Source organism: Paracoccus sp. (in: a-proteobacteria) (assembly GCF_047973135.1).
Classification (GTDB): Bacteria; Pseudomonadota; Alphaproteobacteria; order Rhodobacterales; family Rhodobacteraceae; genus Paracoccus.
On record NZ_JBKEBL010000093.1, the window covers coordinates 15518 to 33056 of the forward strand.

Genomic DNA, 17539 nt, shown 5'->3' on the forward strand with positions numbered 1-17539 from the left:
ATTAGCCTGATGCACAGGCTTGCGCAAATTTGCGCCTGCTCAGGAGGGGAGGATTGAACCATGAGATACCTGACATATCCGGCGCTGCTTGCCTCGACGCTGGCCGCATCGGCGGCCTTTGCGGGTCAGATCACCGTCTATTCGGCGCATGGCGATGAAATTTACGGGCCGCTTGTCGCCTCATTCGAAGAGGCGCATCCCGACATCGACGTTCAGGTGATCGTCGGCGAAACCAGCGCCCTGTTCCAGCGTGTGCAGGCAGAATCGGCCAATCCCGCGGCGGATGTGCAATGGGGCGGCGCGGTCCAAAGCTATCAGGAATTCGCCGATCTCTATCAGGCCTATGAATCGCCCGAGGCGGCAAGCCTGCGCATCCGCGACCCGAACAACAAGTGGTTTCCTTTTTCACTGTTCGCACAGCCCTTGCTTGTAAATACCAAGCTGGTGGCCGAGGCGGATTACCCAAAATCCGTGCGCGACGTGCTGGATTCGCGCTTTGACGCGGCGGGCGGTGTCGTGCTGGCCGATCCGAACCATTCCGGCACCGGCTATTCCATTGTGTCCGGCCTTGCCGCCGGGCTGGGCTGGGATTTCATGACCGAGGTGATCAGGAAGGTCCGCGCCACCCCCGGCTCGACCCCGATGTTCGAGGCGGTCCGCGACGGCGAGGCGGCGCTTGGCTGGATCAACGAGGATCTGGGCGCGAAATGGCAGGCCGAGGGGCTGCCGGTCAAGATGATCTATCCCCCGGACGGGGTGACGGTGCAGGTTGACGGGCTGGCGATCATCAACGGCGCGCCGAACCCTGCGGATGCGCAGACCTTTGTCGATTACATCATCTCGCAACAGGGGCAGACGGTTTCGACCTCGGTGGTCAACCGCCGTTCGGTCCGGTCCGATGTCGAACCGCCGCAGGGCCTGCCGGCGCTGGACGATCTGACCCTGCTGACGGCCGAGGAACCGGCAGATGTGATCAAGGCGAAATTCACCGCGATTCTTGAAGGCAAGTGACCCTTGCGCCGCCGCCGGGCGGGTGCGGCCCGTCCGGCGGCGGCTGTTCTGCAACATTCAGCGGGGCATCATGCGCAACAGTTGGAAGATATTCTCGCTGGTCTGCCTTCTGGGCGCGGTCCTGCTGGTCGCCGTTCCCCAGCTTTGGATCGTCGTCTCGGCCTTTCGGCAGGATGGCGGGGCCTTTACCGTTCAGCTTCGCGACGGCGCGCTGAGTCTGGTGCAAGAGGATATGCTGCGCTTTGTGCCCGACGCCGGCGCGGATGACACGGTCACGCTGAATCGGCCCGACGGGTTTTCCGTCACCATCCGCAATCAGGCAGATGACCGGCTGCTGATCAGCGCGTCCGAGCCGCTGTCCATCGACCCGGCATCTGGCGGCAGCCGCATCGTCCTGACCTCGCCGACTGTATCCTTCATGGTCGAACAGACCGTACCCATGTCGATCTTTGGCACTGCGGAAACGCCGGTTTTCGCGGCCAGTCAGGCCAAGGGTGGGATCGCGCTGGCCCATGCGCCGCGCAGCTTTATCCGCTTTCACGACCGCAACCAGCATGCCAGCATCGCGAATTTCCACGAGTTTCTGACCCGCAGCACCTATCTTGAGGCGATCGGGAACAGCCTGATCGTCACCATCGTCGCGACCGTTCTGGCCAGCATCGTCGCAGTGCCACTGGCCTGGCTGGTGGCGCGGTTCGATTTCAGGGGGCGGTCGCTGGTGATCGCGCTGGTCACGATGGCCTCGATTTCGCCCCCGTTTCTGGGGGCTTATGTCTGGCGAATGCTGCTGGGATCGAACGGGTTGCTGACACAAGCCCTTGGGCTGGACTGGACCATCGTCGGTATGCACGGGGTGATCTGGGTGATCATCTGGCTGATCTATCCGCTGATTTTCCTGATGAGCCTGGACAGCTTTACCGGCATCGATCCGACCCTGCGCGAAAGCGCGCTGAGCCTTGGGGCAACGCGGCGGCGGGCCTTTCTGAATGTCGAGATCCCGACCAGCCTGCCCGGCGTGCTGACCGGGTTCTACATGGCCGCCATGGCCGCGTTTTCGGATTTCGGGACGCCCTTCATCATCTCTCTGGACCTCGTGATCCTGCCCAAGCTGGTCTATACGCAGTTCCTGAACGAGACCGGGGGCAATGTCTCGATCGCCTCGACCGGGTCAATCATCATGCTGGTCATCGCGATGATGTTTCTTGCCGTCCAGCGGCTGCTGCTGGCGGGCCGCAGCTTTGCCTCGGTCACATCACGCAAGCCGGTGCTGGAACAGCCGGGAACCGGGCTGCGGGTGCTGATCCATGTCTTTGCCACGCTGGTCATCGCCATGGCGTTTACGCCGCATGTCGTCGTCGCCGTCACCTCTTTTCTGGAATGGCGCGCAGGCACCGTCACCGCCGTGCCGACGCTGGCCAATTACGCGACGCTGTTCGGCGACCAGATGAATGCCGTCTGGGTCAGCCTGTCCACGGCCTTTGCCGCAACCATGCTGTGCATGATCTTTGGCCTGTCCATCGCCTATGTGATCGTGCGCAAGCGGTTCCGCCTGATCGGCCCGGCGCTGAATGGCCTGGTGATGGCACCCTATATCATTCCGGGCACGGTCTTTGCCATCGGCTTCATCCTGGCCTTCAATCAGGGGCCGCTGGTGCTGACCGGGACATGGTTCATCCTTGTTCTCAGCTATTTCGTCCGCATGCTGCCCTTCGCGCTGAAAACCAGCGAATCCGCGCTGTACCAGATCCATCCCGCGATGGAGGACGCCGCCATGAGTCTGGGGGCAAGGCCGGTGCGGGTCTTTACCGGCATCGTCGTCCCGATGATGCTGAGCGGGGCGATCACCGGGCTGACGCTGGTGTTCCTGCATTCCGCGACCGAGCTTAGCTCGACCATCCTGCTTTACCGCCCGCCATGGACACCGATGTCGGCGGTCATCTTTCAGAACACCATCTCACCCGGCGCCAATTTCGGCTATGCCGCCGCGATGTCGGTGCTGATGATGGTGATCCTCTATGTTCCGCTGGCCCTCGTCACCCGCTCACGAAAGAACTATCAGTCATGACACAGGCACAGGCGCGCAAGGTGAACGGCCTCGGGATCGCGATCGAGGCGCTTGAGATCAGGTTCGGCGCGTTTCAGGCGCTGCAACCGACCACGCTGAACATCCGGCCGGGCGAGCTGTTCACCCTGCTGGGACCGTCGGGTTGCGGCAAGACCACGCTGTTGCGTTGTCTGGCGGGGTTCATCAAGCCGGGCGCGGGCCGGGTGCTGTTCGACGGCAAGGATGTCAGCCGGGTCGAGCCATGGGACCGGGGCATCGGTTTCGTCTTTCAGAACTATGCGCTGTGGCCGACGAAATCCATCAGCCGAAATGTCGCCTATGGCCTTGAAATGCGCAAGGAAAGCAGGGCCGCGATTGACCGCAAGGTCCGCGACACGCTGAAACTGGTCGAACTGTCCCATGCGGCCGGGAAATATCCGGGTGAATTGTCCGGCGGCATGCAGCAGCGCGCCGCCCTTGCCCGTGCGGTGATCATTGACCCGCCCATCCTGCTGTTTGACGAACCGCTGTCGAACCTTGACGCCAAGCTGCGGGTCAAGCTGCGGCGCGACATTCGTGATCTTCAGACCCGGCTTGGCCTGACGGCGGTTTACGTGACCCACGACCAGGAAGAGGCGCTGGACATATCCGACCGGATCGCGGTCATGCGGCAGGGTCAGGTGATGCAGGTCGGCACCCCGCGCGAGATCTATGAGACCCCGGCCAATGCCGAGGTGGCCGATTTCGTTGGCAAGGCGTCCTTCCTGCGCGGCCGGGCAGAGGCCGGGGATGTGTTCCGTCTGGAATGCGGGGCCCGGATCCGGGGCGAGCTGTCCTTTCAGTCCACCCCCGAGGCGGGCGTCGCCCTGTTTTCACGCCCCGAGGCCATCGGCTTTGCCGATCCCGGCTGCGGCGATCTGGATGGCACTGTCGTCGAGGTGTCCTATCTGGGCAATCTGACCCGCTATCTGGTGGAAATCGAGGGCGGGCAGCGCATCATGGCCGAATCCCGCGCCGCCTTCCGTCTGGGCGAACGGGTCGGGCTGAGTTTTTCAGCCATGCGGGTGTTCGACGACCTGCCGCAGTTCAAATCCAGTGAAAGCGACGAATGATGTCACAATATCACAGCTATCTGCCCCTGATGGAACAGGTGGCCCGCGAGGCCGGCGCAAGGGCGCTGCGCTATTTCCGGCAAGAGGGCGCGTTGCGGGTTTCCTTCAAGGGGCAGGCCGATCTTCTGTGTCAGGCCGATGGCGAGGCCGAGCAGCTTATCTTCGACGCGCTGCGCGCCGCCCATCCCGAGATTGCCTTTTTCGGCGAGGAATACGGCACGCGCGGACCCGAAGGGGCAAAGTTGCGTTGGGTGGTCGATCCTATTGACGGCACCACCAATTTCATCAGCGGCCTGCCCTTCGCCATCTCGATCGCGCTGGCACGGGGCAATGAGCCGCTGGCCGGGGTCATCTTCGAACCGACCTGCAACGAAATGTTCTCGGCTGCCATCGGGCATGGCGCGACGCTGAACGGCCAGCCGATGGGCGTTCGCTTTGAAAGTGACCCGGCTCGCTTTGTCGTCGGCACCGGATTGCCGCTGGACGACCATGCCTTTTCCGCCGGCGCCTATGACCGGCTGCACCGCATCCGCGAGGAAGTGGCGGCGGTGCGGATCGTGGGGGCCTGCGCCCTTGGCTTTGCCTATGTCGCGGCGGGGCGGTTGGACGGGTTCTTTGAAGGACCGACCGGCTTTCTGGATTTCGCTGCCGGGGTGGTGATCGTGAAAGAGGCCGGGGGCGTTGTCACCGATTTCTGGGGCAGCGGTGCCTTTGCCGAAAATGCGACGTCCACCATTGGCGCGCCTGCCTGCCAGCGCTTCCTGCAATCGGTCACGGCGACCGCACCCAGAATCTGACATCCGCCCATGCCCCGCAGCGGGGCCAACAACAAGGAAATGACATGAGCAGTTTGCGCGTTTGCCTGATCGGCGCGGGGGAAATGGCGGAAATCCATGCCCGCAACATCGCGGCCCATGCCGGGGCCGGACTGGTCGGCGTGGTCGATCCTGACAACGCGCGCGCCCGGCATGTCGCCAGCGCCTTCGGCGGGGCAGTCATGTCCCCCGATGCCGCCTTTGCCCCCGGCACCGCCGATGCCTATGTCATCGCCAGCCCGCCGCGCAGCCATGCCGACTATCTGGAACGGGCGGCCGCAGCGACCCAAGGATATATCTTCTGCGAAAAGCCCGTCGATCACGACATTGACAGGGCGCGGCAGGTCATGTCCCTTCTGGGCGACCGGCGCGCCCGGATCCAGATGGGTTTCAACCGCCGCTTCGATCCGCATTTCGAGGCACTGAGGGCCAGCATCCGGTCCGGCGAAATCGGTCGGCTGGAACAGGTGGTCATCATCAGCCGCGACCCCGAAAACCCGCCGCTTGAAGGGTTTCAGAACTCCAGCGGCTTGCTGAAGGAAACCACGATCCATGATTTCGATCTGGTGCGCTGGCTGACCGGCGAGGAACCGGCCCAGATTTTCGTGATGGGCGGTGCGATCATCAACCCCGACTATGCCCGCATCGGCCATATCGACACCGCAACCACCACGATCCGCATGGAATCGGGGCCGCAAGTCACCATCGTCAATTCGCTGCGCGCCGCCTTTGGCTATGATCAGCGGATCGAGGTTCTGGGCACAGACGGCATGGTCTCGGTCGGCAATCTGCCGCAATCGCAGGTGGTACTGTCCGACGCATCGGGCGTCCGGGCCGGGAGGCCGCACCGGAACTATCCACAGCGCTACGCCGAGGCCTACCGGATCGAGATGGCGCGCTTTCTGGACGCGGCCATCGCGGGGGCGGCGGTCAGCCCCGATCTTGGCGACGGGCTTGCCGCCTCGGAAATGGCCGAAGCCGCGATCAGGTCACTGAACGAGGGCGCGGTCATCCAGATGGGGGGCAGGTCGTGACCCTGACATTCGCGAACGCGCCCTGTTCATGGGGTATTTTTTATCCGCAGGGCAACGCGCTGACACCCGAGGCTTATCTGGCCGCCGTCGCCCGCGCGGGGTATCGCCAGACGGAACTGGGGCCGTTGGGCTATCTGGGCGAGGATCCGGTCCGCCTGTCCGCGATGCTGGACCGTCACGGCCTGTCGGTCATCGCCGCCGCGCATGTGCATGTGTTTTCCGACCCCGCGCAGGATGACGCGCTGTTCGGCCAGTTGCGGCGGATCGCCGCGATCCTTGACCCTCTCGGCGCGCGGCACATCATCCTGATGGACGAATCCGAGGCTTATCCCAAAGATGCAATGGGTCTGCTGGCCCCCGATGCCGAGGCGCACGCCTTCGCCCTGATCGGACGCGCCGACGCCCTTTGCCGCGACGAACTGGGGATGGCGCTGCATTTTCATCCGCATGCCGGCACCTTTGTCGAGACCGAGGCCCAGATCGAACGATTGCTGCGGGCGACGGCTGTGTCGCTGTGCCTTGACACCGGGCATCACGCCCTCCTGGATCAGGATCCGCTGGCCTTTCTGGACCGGCATTTCGACCGGGTCGGGGCGGTACATCTCAAGGATGTCGATCCCGCGATACGGCGGCGCGTGCGCGACGGGACGCTTTCCATCGATGATTCTTTCGCCGCCGGGGTCATGGTCCCTCTGGGCCGGGGCGCGGTCGATATTGCGGGCATCGTCCACCTGCTGCGGCGGCGCGGCTTTGCCGGGCCGGTGGTGGTGGAACAGGATCCCCCGGACGATCCCCTCCATGATCCGCAGTCGCTTGCGGCACGGAATCTGGCCTGCCTGACCGGCATGACCGACGCCGCCGACCGCAAGCCGCTGATCTTTCCCGACCCCGATACGCTTGGCCGGGCAGTGGCCGAACGGATCGACGCGATCCTTGCCGGGGCTGGCGGGCGGCAGGTGCTGCTGGGTTGTCCCGGAGGCCGCACACCCGTGCCCGTCTATGCCGCCCTGTCGCGGCTGGTGGCGGAACGGAACCGCGACCTGTCGCAGTTGATCATTGTGATGATGGACGACTACCTTGTGCCGGCAGGGGCGGGTTTCGATCATGTGCCCGCCGACGCGCATTATTCCTGCCGCCGCTTCGCGCGGCACGAGATTCAGGCGATGCTGAACCGCAACCTGCCGGAGGAGCGGCGCATCCCTGACGAAAATCTCTGGTTTCCCGACCCGCAGGATCCGGCAGCCTATGACGCCCGTATCGAGGCGGCGGGGGGGATCGACTTTTTCATCCTGGCCAGCGGCGCGGGCGACGGGCATGTCGCCTTCAACCCGCCCGGCAGCCCGCAGGACAGCCGCACCCGGATTGTCACCCTTGCCGAACAGACCCGCCGCGACAATCTGGCAACCTTTCCCGGCTTTGACAGCCTGGACGACGTGCCCCGCCACGGCCTGACCGTCGGCATCGATACCATCGCCCGCCAGTCGCGCGACGGCGCGATGATCGTCTGGGGCAACGGAAAAAAACAGGCGTTTCGCCGCCTCGCCGACAGCGCGGACTATGACCCAGGCTGGCCCGCAACGGTCTGGACCCGGATCGCCAGCGCGCTGCTTTACGCGGATCAGGCAGCCGGAGAAAACTGATGATGGCGGTTCATGCGATAGGGGTGGATGTCGGCGGCACCAAGATCCGGGGCGCGCTGGTTGATCTTGCCAACGGCACGCTGATCGCCGTCCATCAGGTGCCGACCCCCCCGCGCGGCACAACACCCGATGCCGCGACGGTCGTGCGCGCGATGATCGCGCGGCTTGCCACAGGCCCGCAGCGGCCAGTGGGCATCGGCATCGGCCTGCCCGAACTGGTGACGAACGAGGGCAGCGTCGAAAGCGACTGGGTTCTGGACTGGCGCGGCCTCGATCCGCAAAGCCTGGCCGATGGCGGCATCCCGGTAATCCTCGACAGTGACGTGCGCTGCGGCGCAAGGGCCGAGCTGCGCTTTGGTGCGGGCCGCGCGCTTTCGTGCTTTTCCTATGTCTCCATCGGCACCGGTTGCAGCGCGGTGCAATGTATCGACGGGCGTATCCATCGCGGTGCCTGCGGCTTCGCCATCCATTTCGGGTCCAGCGATCTGGTCTCGATCCGCGACACAGGCGGGACCGGGGCGTTCAACCTTGAGGCGCGCGCGTCGGGCCAGGGCATCGGCAACCTGTTCGCGGCGCGCGGCGGCGGCCATGTCCCGACGCACGAAATCATGCGACGACGCCAGAAGGATCCGATCGCGCAACAGGTTCTGCTTGACGCGGCGCAGGCCATGGCCAGCTATCTTGGGCAGATGGTCAACCTTCTGGACCCCGAGGCGCTGATCCTCGGCGGCGGCCTCGGCCTCTCTGCCGACTACCGGCAGATGCTGATCGCCGAACTTCCCCGGTTCATCTGGGCCAGGGCGCGCCGGAATATTCCGGTTCTGGCCGCCACTACCGGCCCGGATGCCGGCGTCACAGGGGCCGCATGCCTGTTCGGCCCGGCAGCAGACACGCCCTCTGGCGGGGGCGGGTGGCAAGGGTTCGGGACAGCCCCTGCTCGTTGAAGCGGTCATTGCCGCCGATGACCCGGCCCGTCGCTGCCCCCCCGGTCGGTGGCGCGCGCTTCGCGCACGCGGGTGCCCTGCGGATGGCGGGGCATTCTCCGTCATTCGAAGACATTCGGACACAGTGCCCCCCGCGCAACCGTCGGACCAGAACCGGCACGCGCCCTTGCCCCACAGGCAGACGGCCCGCCGCAGGCTTTTGCAGGGGGTCCGGGGGGTGCAACTCCCCCGGCCATCGCGGGACGCAAATCATCCGGCGGTTCCGTCACACCAGGGTTCCCGGTCAGCGCTTGCCAACCGCCGGGTCAGCCCGTCCTTGTCATGCCGCAGCCGCCAGCCCCGCATCGATGGCCGACAGGATCGTATCGGTTTCGGCTTCGGTCACGATCAGGGGCGGGGACAGGATGATCATCGGGCCGGCGACGCGGACCAGAACACCGTTTTGATAGGCAATCTTCTGGATCGTATCCATCCGCGCAGGCCCGGCCGGAGCCCTGGTCGCCCGGTCGCTGACACATTCGATGCCGGTCATCAGCCCGTACCCGCCCCGGACATCGCCGATCAGATCATATTTCGCCATCAGCCGCTGCGCACCCTGGAACAACTGCGTCCCGCGCGCGGCGGCGTTTTCGACGACGTTCAGGCGACGGGTCTCGGCCAGAGTCGCCAGCGCGGCGGCGGCCCCGACCGGGTGGCCTGAATAGGTATAGCCGGTGCCGACAAAGCCCTCGGGGCCCTTCGCGCTTTCAAAGGCCTCGACCATCCTTTCCGACAGCATCACCCCGCCAAAGGGGAAATAGGCATTGGTGATCGCCTTGGCAAAGCAGATCATGTCGGGCTGCACCCCCCAGAGGCGCGACCCGGTCCAGGCACCGGTGCGGCCAAAGGCGGTGATGATTTCGTCCGCGATCAGCAGGATGCCGTGGCGGTCGCAGATTTCGCGGATCATCGGCATCAGGGTCGGATGCGGCGGCAGCACGCCCCCCGCGCCCAGGATCGGTTCCATGATCAGGGCGGCGATGGTGGTGGCACCGTTGAAGGCAATTTCATCCTCCAGCGCTGCGGCGATCAGTTGCGCCAGCTTCGCCGGATCGCTTTCGCCAAAGGGGTTGCGATAGGGATAGGGCGCGGGCAGGTGAATGCAGCCGGGCAGCAGAGGTTCGTAATTGCGCCGGAAATTGGCGTTGCCATTGACCGAGGCACCACCGAAATGCGTGCCGTGATAGCCCTTCTTGAACGAGATGAACTTGGTCCGCTCGCCCTCGCCCCGGATCTTGTGATACTGCCGCGCCAGCCGCAGCGATGTGTCCACGCTGTCCGATCCACCCGAGGTAAAGAACACCCGGACCAGCCCGTCATCGGCGAACCAGCTGCGCAGCTCGTGCGCCAGTTCGATGGCCGGGGCGGGCATGGTGCCGCGGAAGGTCGAATAATAGGGCAGTTCGTCAAGCTGGCGGGCGATGGCATCCTTGATCGGCTGGCAGGAATAGCCAAGATTGGCATTCCACAGCCCGCCTACCGCGTCGATCACGGTGTTGCCATCGACATCGGTGATCCGCACGCCCTCGGCGCGGGTGATGATGGTGGGCGGGTTCTGGATGCCCTCGGTCACATGGGTCATCGGTTGCAGCAGATGACGGGTATTGTTTTCCTTCAGAAAATTATTGTCTTTCACCTGATTTCTCCTCTTTACCTGTGGCGGGTCCGCCATGCGGACCCCCGCGAAGTTCGGTCAGCCGCCTTGCGGCGGCGCAGACATGCCCGACTACATTCGCACAAAGCTCGTCGGTTGCGCGGCTGGTCGGAATGGCAACCGCGACCGAGCCGCAGACCCTGCCATCCGGGCCGAAATAGGGCGCGGCGATGCCGGTCACGCCGTCCTCGTAACTGCCGGACGACATGGCAAAGCCGTTTTTGCGGATTTCCGGCAGCAGCGCCCTGATCCGCCCCGGATCGGTCAGCGTCTGCGGCGCATGGACGCGCAACTCTCGGTCCAGCAGGGCAGACAGCGCGGCTGGCTCCAGATGGGCCAGCACCACCTGCCCCGAAGACGTCGCATGGAAGGGCAGTTTTTCGCCCGGCTCGATGCTGACGCGATTGGCGCGCTTGCTTTCGACCGTGCCGATATTGGCCAGCGAATCGCCGGCAAGCAGCGCGACATGGGCGGTTTCGCGTGTCGCGATATTCAGGTCGCGCAGCACATGCCGGATCGCCTCGGCCATGGGCACCACGGCCTCGCGCAATTGCGCAAAACGCAGGAAAGCCGGGCCGATGCAATAGGTTTTCGTAGCCTCATCCTGTTCGACAAAGCCGCCGGCCTGAAGCGCGTTCAGAAAGCGCAGAGTGCTGGCCTTGTTGTAGCCCGAGGTCTTTGCGATTTCACTCAGCCCGATACGGGGCGAGCGTTCGCTGAACAAGTCCAGCAAATCCAATGCCTTGGTGATTGTCGATGCGCTTTCGGACATGAGGTCTGGCCTTCTGGTCATCCGGGATTCCCGGACCGTTCTGCAAAAATCTTGACAGAAAGCCGCCCGCTATGCAACATAAAACGAACCGATGGTCCGATATTTGAACCAACGTCGGTTTAATTTATTATGTTCAGGGAGATGAGGATGAAGTTTGCAAAAGGAATCGTCGCCGCAGTCGCGGCTGTGACCCTTGGTGCCGGCGTTGCGCTGGCCGAATATCCCGAAAAGCCGATTTCGATTGTCGTGCCGTGGCCTCCGGGCGATCTTGAGGATGTTCTCAGCCGGATGATCGCCGATGGCATCCAGGCACAGCTTGGCGTGCCCGCTGCGGTCATCAACAAGCCGGGCGGTGGTGGCGGACCGTTCCCCGGCGCGATCGATGCGGCGCATGCGCCCGCCGATGGCTATACGATCGGATCTTTCGTGTCGGCGGTGCCGGTTGTCGGCCCTGCGCTGGGGATCCCGGATCTGAACCCCTTCCCGTTCGAGCCGGTGGGCGTCTTTCTGACCTATCCCTTCGTTATCGCCGCCAGAGGCGACGCGCCCTATGACGATATCGACGGGCTGGCGGCCTATGCCAAGGACAACAAGGTCACGCTTGGCCATTTTGGCGCGCCGGGGATTCCGACGCGGGCGACAATGGCGATGGCCGCGAAAAAGGGCTTTGGCTGGGGTTCGGATGCCGCTTTCGACGCACTGGACTGCAACACGCTGGCTTCGGGCGATGCGGATGTGATCAACACGACGCTGCAACTGATCCTGCCCTGCCTGAACGACGTCAAGATTCTGGCCACCGTCACGGATGAGCGCATCCCCCTGATCCCCGATGTGCCCACACTGGCCGAGATCGACCCCAGCCTTGGCATCTCGCTGTGGAACGGGCTGTTCGTGCATAAGGACGTGCCGCAGGACGTGCGCGACAAGATCGCGGGCGTCGCGAAAGAGATCGTTCTGGGCGAGGCCGCGCAGAAGCTGTCGCAGGAAACCGGTGCCGGGATCTATTGGATGGACGCCGCCGAATCCGCGCAGCGCATTCAGGATGACATCGCCAAACTGGGCGGGTTCTGATCCCGATATGCCGCAATACATGCCGGACGCGCCCTGCCGCGTCCGGCCTTTCCGCCATCAGGGACCGGGGCGCCAAACATGACAACTGACGCGAAACTGCCTGAACTGCCGACCGTTGCGCGACGGACAGGGGACACGGCCTTCAATGCCGTCTGCCTGCTTGTCTCGCTGTTTCTCTTTTCTCAGATGTGGAGCCAGACCACATGGGCGCCGGGGCAAATCTTTGCCGCGCAGCCGGGTTTCTGGCCACGCCTTGCCGTGATTGGCATGGTACTGTTTTCGGCGCTGAACCTTTACGGATCCATCCGCGATCCGCATGCCGACGCAAGGCTGACCGCCCTTGGCGAAGAGGTGCTGCTGTGGCTGCGCTCGGTCGAGTTCGGGCTGTGGTTCATGGCCTATGTCTTTGCCACGCCGGTAATCGGCTATCTGCCCGCCTCGGTGCTGTTCGCGATCGCACTGACTCTGCGCGTCGGCTATCGCTCGGGTCAGGCGCTGGTCTGGGCTGCGGTGGCCGCAGCCGCGACAGTGCTGCTGTTCAAGTCCTTCCTTCAGGTCAAGATCCCCGGCGGCGCGGTCTATCAGACCCTGCCGGACGGTCTGCGCAACCTGTTCGTGCTTTATCTGTAGGGGGCGGGTATGGAGACCTTTCTTTCGGGACTGCAATTCATCGCGCGCCTTGACGTTCTGGTCGCGCTGCTGATCGGATCGGTGGGCGGGGTGATCATCGGGTCCATTCCCGGCGTCGGCCCGGCCGTGGCCATCGCCATCCTGCTGCCCGCGACCTTTGCCTTCGATCCCATTGTCGGGCTGACGCTGCTGCTGGGGATCTATGGATCGTCCATGTATGGCGGGGCGATTCCGGCGATCCTGATCAACACGCCGGGCACGGCTGCGAATGCGCTGACCACCTATGACGGCTATCCGATGACCCAGCAGGGCCAGCCGCACCGCGCGCTGTCGCTGGCCTATTGGGCATCGTTCTGCGGCGGCATCTTCTCGGTCATCTGCCTGATCCTGCTGACCCCGGTTCTGGCAAAGGTCGCGCCGATGTTCGGATCGCGCGAGATTTTTCTGGCCGCGCTGCTGGGGATCGTGCTGGTCATCGTCACCCATCGCGGGCAGGCGCTGGCGGCCGGGTTTCTGGTCAGCTTTGGCATCTTCATCAACACCATCGGGCTGGAGCCGATCCGCTATACCCAACGCTTCACCTTCGGGCAAAGCTGGCTGTCCTCGGGCGTCAACCTGATTGTGGTGGTGCTGGGGCTGTTCGCCATCAGTCAGGCCTATTCGCTGCTGATCGACCGCGACGAATCGCCGGAAATGCCCGAACTGACCGGCTCGATGTTCTCGGGGTTGCGCGAATTGTGGCAGCACAAGCGCGTGGCGCTGTTTTCGTCCGGATCGGGGGTAACGATGGGCATCATCCCCGGCGTGGGCGAGTTTCTGGCCCAGTTCATGTCCTATACCTATGCCTCGAACACGTCGAAACATCCCGAGAAATTCGGCAATGGCGCCCCCGAGGGGCTGATCGCCTCAGAGGCGGCAAACAACGCCGTGCCAGGTGCGGCGATGATCCCGCTTCTGGCCCTGGGTATTCCCGGCGAGGCGCTGACCGCGATGATGCTGTCGGTGTTCTATGTCCACAACGTCGTGCCGGGGCCGCAACTGTTCCAGAATCAGCCGGATTTCATCGTCGGCCTGTATCTGGTGCTGCTGATCCTGAATATCGTGGTACTGGGCTTTCTGATCGTAGCCACGCGCGGCATCCTGCAAGTCATCCGCATCCCGACGCGGTTTCTGGGCGTCGTGGTGCTGACGCTCAGCTTCGTGGGGGTTTACAGCCTGCGCAACTCGGCCACGGATTGCGCACTGGCGGCAAGCTTTGGCGTGCTGGGATATATCCTGAAGCGGCTGAACCTGCCGGTGGTGCCGATCATCCTTGGCATGGTGCTGGGGGGGATCATGGAAACCCGCCTGCGCACCGCCATGGCCAATATCGACAGCCCTCTGGATTTCATCAATCGCCCGATTGCGGCCATCCTGTTCGGCCTGATCGTTCTTGTGTTGGGGCTGCACATCAAAAACCAGCTTGCACCCAAAAGGAAAGTCGCCTGAATGCTTGACCAATCCGCCATTGACGGCCTGCGCGCGCAGGCGCTTTCACCCCGCAATCTGCTGATCGGTGGCCAGTGGCGCGCCGCTTCTGACGGCGCGACCCGCCCGGTGATCAGCCCCATCGACGGCCAGCAACTGACCACGCTGGCCGAGGCGACGGCGCAGGATGTCGATGCCGCCGTTGCTGCCGCCCGCACGGCATTCGAGGATGGCCGCTGGTCGCGCATGGCACCTGCGGCCCGCAAGGCGGTGCTGCACCGCTTTGCCGATCTGGTCCGCGATCACGCGCTGGAACTGGCGGTTCTGGGCGTGCGCGACAACGGAACCGAGATCGGCATGGCCATCAACGCCGAACCCGGTTCCGCCGCCGCGACCATCCGTTACTATGCCGAGGCCGTTGACAAGATCGGCGGTGAGATTCCGCCAACGCCCGACGGCACTCTGGCGCTGATCCAGCGCGAGCCTGCGGGCGTGGTCGGGGCCATCGTGCCGTGGAACTTTCCGCTGATGATCGGCGCATGGAAGATCGCGCCTGCGCTGGCGGCGGGCAATTCGGTCGTGCTGAAACCAGGCGAGACCGCGTCCCTGTCGCTGCTGCGTCTGGCCGAGCTGGCGCAAGAGGCGGGGCTGCCTGACGGGGTGCTGAACGTTGTGACCGGCGCGGGTGCCGTGGTGGGCGAGGCGATCGGCCTGCACCCCGACATCGACGTGCTGACCTTTACCGGCTCGGGCGCGACGGGGCGGCGGCTGCTGGAATATTCCGCCCGTTCGAACATGAAGCGCTGCTACCTGGAACTGGGCGGCAAATCCCCGAATGTCGTCTTTGCCGACGCTCCAAATCTGGAAGAGGCCGCACAGGTCGCCGCGAACGGCATTTTCCGCAATTCCGGTCAGGTCTGCGTTGCCGCCTCGCGGCTGGTCGTACAGGACAGCATTCACAGCGATTTCGTTGCCCGCGTGGTCGAGATCGCGGAATCGCTGCGCGTGGGCGATCCGTTGCGGGTGGATACCCATATCGGCGCGGTCCATTCCGAAACCCAGTTGCAGGGCAATTTGCGCTTTGTCGAAACCGCCCGCGCCGAAGGCGGCGAGGTGCTGACCGGCGGCGACCGGATCCTTGCCGAAACCGGCGGCTGGTACATGGCCCCGACCGTTGTGGACGGTGTCACACCGGATGCTACGCTGGCCCGCAAAGAGGTGTTCGGCCCGGTTCTGGCCGTCACCACTTTCACCGATGCCGATGATGCGATCCGCATCGCCAACGCCACGGATTTCGGGCTGGCCGGCGCTGTCTGGACCTCGAATGTCTCGACGGCGCACCGTGTGACGCGTGGGATCAAGGCCGGGGTGATGCATGTCAACACCTATGGCGGGGCCGATGTCACCGTGCCGCTGGCGGGGATGAAGCAATCCGGCAATGGTGTGGACAAGTCCCTGCACGCGCTGGAGAAATATACCGATCTCAAGACCGTCTGGATGAAACTGTAAAGGGTAGGGAAAGCCATGCCGCTGAAGAACGTCCTTGTCGCGCTTGATGGCGCGCCGCAATCCGAAACCGCCTTGCGGGCCGGAATCGCGATCCAGAAAAGTTATGACGCGCATCTGACCGGCATTGTGTCCGGCGGAGACGGCATCGCGCCATCGGCGGCCGAAAACACCTGGATCCCCGCCGCGATCATGGCGTCGCTGCGCAAGACCCAAAACGACGCCATCAGCCAGATCGAGGCAAAGTTCCGGCAGGCGACGGCGGGGCTGGATGCATCGCATGTGCATCTGGTCCAGGGGGGGCAAAGCAGCGTGGCCGAGGCTTCGCGGTTTTTCGATGCCACGCTGATAGGCATTCCCGAACGCGGTGCCGGCGGCTCGGGTCTGCATCCCGACCGCATCGCCCTGCTGAGCGGCCGCCCCGTCATTGCCTTTCCCGCCGGTGTCGATGCCGACCGCGTCGCCTCGAAGGTGATGATCGCCTGGGATGGCAGCCGGGCCGCGGCGCGGTCGCTGTCCAGCGCCTTCCGGCTGCTGGACACCAAGGATGACATCACCATCGTGACCGTGGGCGGGCCGGGAACGGCACGGCCCGACGAGGCGGGGCTGGATCCACAAAGCTCGCTCAGACGGCAGGGGCTGCGCGCTTCCTGGATCGACACGCCCCGGGCCTCGGGCGGCATCGCCGCAACGCTGCTGGCGCAGGCGGACCGGCTGGGGGCCGACCTGATCGTCATGGGTGCCTTTGAACATTCGAAATTCCGCGAGGATCTGTTCGGCGGCGTCACCCATGACGTGATGGCGCAGACCCGGATTCCGGTGTTTCTGGCGCATTGATACCAACGGCCGTAGGATTTGACCGCTCTTGCGTAGTCTCGGTGAGCGATTGAATTGACGCGACCGGGGTCGTTTGCAATGAAATTCCATGCATCGCAGCATCGGGCGACGATGTCATCATAAGTGTCAAAGACGGAAATGGCGAGGCGGTTCGCCCGCAGACAGGCCCAGATGTTTTCGACGGGGTTCAGTTCCGGCACATAGGGCGGAAGCGTCACGATAGTGATGTTGTCAGGAACGCGCAGAGCGTTTGCGCCACGCCACCCGGCACCATCCATCGCAAGAATGGCATGAGAGCCTGGTGCCACGGTCTTCGCGATTTCGGCAAGGTGCGCGTTCATGGCCCCGGTGTTGGCAAAGGGCATGACCAGCGCGGCAGTCGTCCTGCGGCCTGGGCAGACGGCACCGAATATGCAGGCTCATTGCCTTCGGTGGAATGACCGCGCTCGCGCCCCGCGCGTCCAACTCGGCAAGCAGCCAATCGGCATCGAAGGCCTTGTCCGCCAGAAGCGCATCGAAGGCCACGTTTTCGATTAATGGAGCGACGCCCTTCAAGTCGTGGGCCTGCCCCGGCAGAAGCACAAAGTCGAACAGGTTCCCGAGGGCATCCACCAGCGCCACGATCTTGGTGGTCAATCCGCCGCGCGAGCGCCCGATGGCCTGATCCTGAGCCCCCCTTTTGCGCCGCTCGCCTTCTGGTGAGCCTGAACGATGGTTCCGTCGATCAGCGCGTATTCGAAATCGGGTTCTCCACGTATCTCTTTGAACAGGCGCTCGAAAACACCCCCCTTGGCCCATCTTCGGAAACGCCGGAACACGCTGTTCCAGTTCCCGAATTCCACCGGCAGATCTCGCCAGGGCAAACCGGTGCGCACCCGCCAAAGGACGGCCTCCAGAAACAGGCGATTGTCCCTGCCCGTCACGCCGCTATCGCTCTTCTTGCCGGGAAGATGGGGTTCGAGA

At 64.1% G+C, this 17539-nt stretch carries 14 protein-coding genes and 2 pseudogenes; 12 read left to right on the top strand and 4 right to left on the bottom strand.

Annotation, left to right across the window (positions count from 1 at the left end; genetic code table 11):
• The first annotated feature begins 60 nt into the window (after nt 1-60).
• From ACK5L9_RS07545 to ACK5L9_RS07575, 7 genes are all read left to right on the top strand, one after another.
• Nucleotides 61-1011 (top strand): extracellular solute-binding protein, encoded by a 951-nt coding sequence (locus ACK5L9_RS07545; RefSeq protein ID WP_416910856.1) that lies wholly within the window; start codon nt 61-63, stop codon nt 1009-1011.
• Between the two features lie 70 nt (nt 1012-1081).
• Nucleotides 1082-3076 carry an ABC transporter permease gene (locus ACK5L9_RS07550; protein WP_416910857.1) on the top strand — a complete coding sequence of 665 codons (1995 nt, stop codon included), beginning with the start codon at nt 1082-1084 and terminating at the stop codon, nt 3074-3076.
• Nucleotides 3073-4167 carry an ABC transporter ATP-binding protein gene (locus tag ACK5L9_RS07555; protein ID WP_416910858.1) on the top strand — a complete coding sequence of 365 codons (1095 nt, stop codon included), beginning with the start codon at nt 3073-3075 and terminating at the stop codon, nt 4165-4167. Before ACK5L9_RS07550 ends, ACK5L9_RS07555 begins: the two co-directional genes overlap by 4 nt.
• The gene (locus ACK5L9_RS07560) at nt 4164-4964 is read left to right on the top strand and encodes an inositol monophosphatase family protein (RefSeq protein WP_416910859.1); all 801 of its coding nucleotides are present in this window, start codon (nt 4164-4166) and stop codon (nt 4962-4964) included. The genes ACK5L9_RS07555 and ACK5L9_RS07560 overlap by 4 nt, the downstream gene beginning before the upstream one ends.
• A gap of 44 nt (nt 4965-5008) precedes the next feature.
• Nucleotides 5009-6016, top strand: coding sequence for a Gfo/Idh/MocA family oxidoreductase (locus ACK5L9_RS07565; RefSeq protein WP_416910860.1), 1008 nt, complete (start codon nt 5009-5011; stop codon nt 6014-6016).
• The gene (locus tag ACK5L9_RS07570; protein WP_416910861.1) at nt 6013-7656 is read left to right on the top strand and encodes a TIM barrel protein; all 1644 of its coding nucleotides are present in this window, start codon (nt 6013-6015) and stop codon (nt 7654-7656) included. Before ACK5L9_RS07565 ends, ACK5L9_RS07570 begins: the two co-directional genes overlap by 4 nt.
• Nucleotides 7656-8600, top strand: a complete 945-nt coding sequence (locus tag ACK5L9_RS07575; protein WP_416910862.1) for an ROK family protein — start codon at nt 7656-7658, stop codon at nt 8598-8600. Before ACK5L9_RS07570 ends, ACK5L9_RS07575 begins: the two co-directional genes overlap by 1 nt.
• A 319-nt stretch (nt 8601-8919) precedes the next feature.
• On the opposite strand, the gene ACK5L9_RS07580 is transcribed toward ACK5L9_RS07575, so the two are convergent.
• Both ACK5L9_RS07580 and ACK5L9_RS07585 read right to left on the bottom strand, forming a co-directional pair.
• Entirely contained in the window at nt 8920-10275 is a 1356-nt protein-coding gene (locus tag ACK5L9_RS07580) for an aminotransferase class III-fold pyridoxal phosphate-dependent enzyme (protein ID WP_416910863.1), read from the bottom strand.
• Entirely contained in the window at nt 10262-11086 is an 825-nt protein-coding gene (locus ACK5L9_RS07585) for an IclR family transcriptional regulator (protein WP_416910864.1), read from the bottom strand. Before ACK5L9_RS07585 ends, ACK5L9_RS07580 begins: the two co-directional genes overlap by 14 nt.
• A gap of 120 nt (nt 11087-11206) precedes the next feature.
• Between ACK5L9_RS07585 and ACK5L9_RS07590 the strand changes: the two genes are divergently transcribed.
• From ACK5L9_RS07590 to ACK5L9_RS07610, 5 genes are all read left to right on the top strand, one after another.
• On the top strand, nt 11207-12136 hold the full coding sequence (locus tag ACK5L9_RS07590; protein ID WP_416910865.1) for a tripartite tricarboxylate transporter substrate binding protein: 930 nt from the start codon (nt 11207-11209) through the stop codon (nt 12134-12136).
• Nucleotides 12137-12214: 78 nt separating this feature from the next.
• Nucleotides 12215-12766 carry a tripartite tricarboxylate transporter TctB family protein gene (locus ACK5L9_RS07595; protein WP_416910866.1) on the top strand — a complete coding sequence of 184 codons (552 nt, stop codon included), beginning with the start codon at nt 12215-12217 and terminating at the stop codon, nt 12764-12766.
• Nucleotides 12767-12775: 9 nt separating this feature from the next.
• Nucleotides 12776-14254: a tripartite tricarboxylate transporter permease gene (locus ACK5L9_RS07600; RefSeq protein ID WP_416910867.1), complete on the top strand. Its 1479-nt coding sequence runs from the start codon at nt 12776-12778 to the stop codon at nt 14252-14254.
• Nucleotides 14255-15742, top strand: a complete 1488-nt coding sequence (locus tag ACK5L9_RS07605; RefSeq protein ID WP_416910868.1) for an aldehyde dehydrogenase — start codon at nt 14255-14257, stop codon at nt 15740-15742.
• A 15-nt stretch (nt 15743-15757) separates the two neighbouring features.
• Nucleotides 15758-16576, top strand: coding sequence for a universal stress protein (locus ACK5L9_RS07610; RefSeq protein ID WP_416910869.1), 819 nt, complete (start codon nt 15758-15760; stop codon nt 16574-16576).
• A gap of 173 nt (nt 16577-16749) precedes the next feature.
• Here the strand turns inward: ACK5L9_RS07610 and ACK5L9_RS07615 are convergent.
• Both ACK5L9_RS07615 and ACK5L9_RS07620 read right to left on the bottom strand, forming a co-directional pair.
• Nucleotides 16750-16941, bottom strand: a pseudogene (locus ACK5L9_RS07615) (transposase); the annotation flags it as partial.
• Nucleotides 16942-17002: 61 nt separating this feature from the next.
• A pseudogene (locus ACK5L9_RS07620) lies at nt 17003-17539 on the bottom strand (IS5 family transposase); the annotation flags it as partial.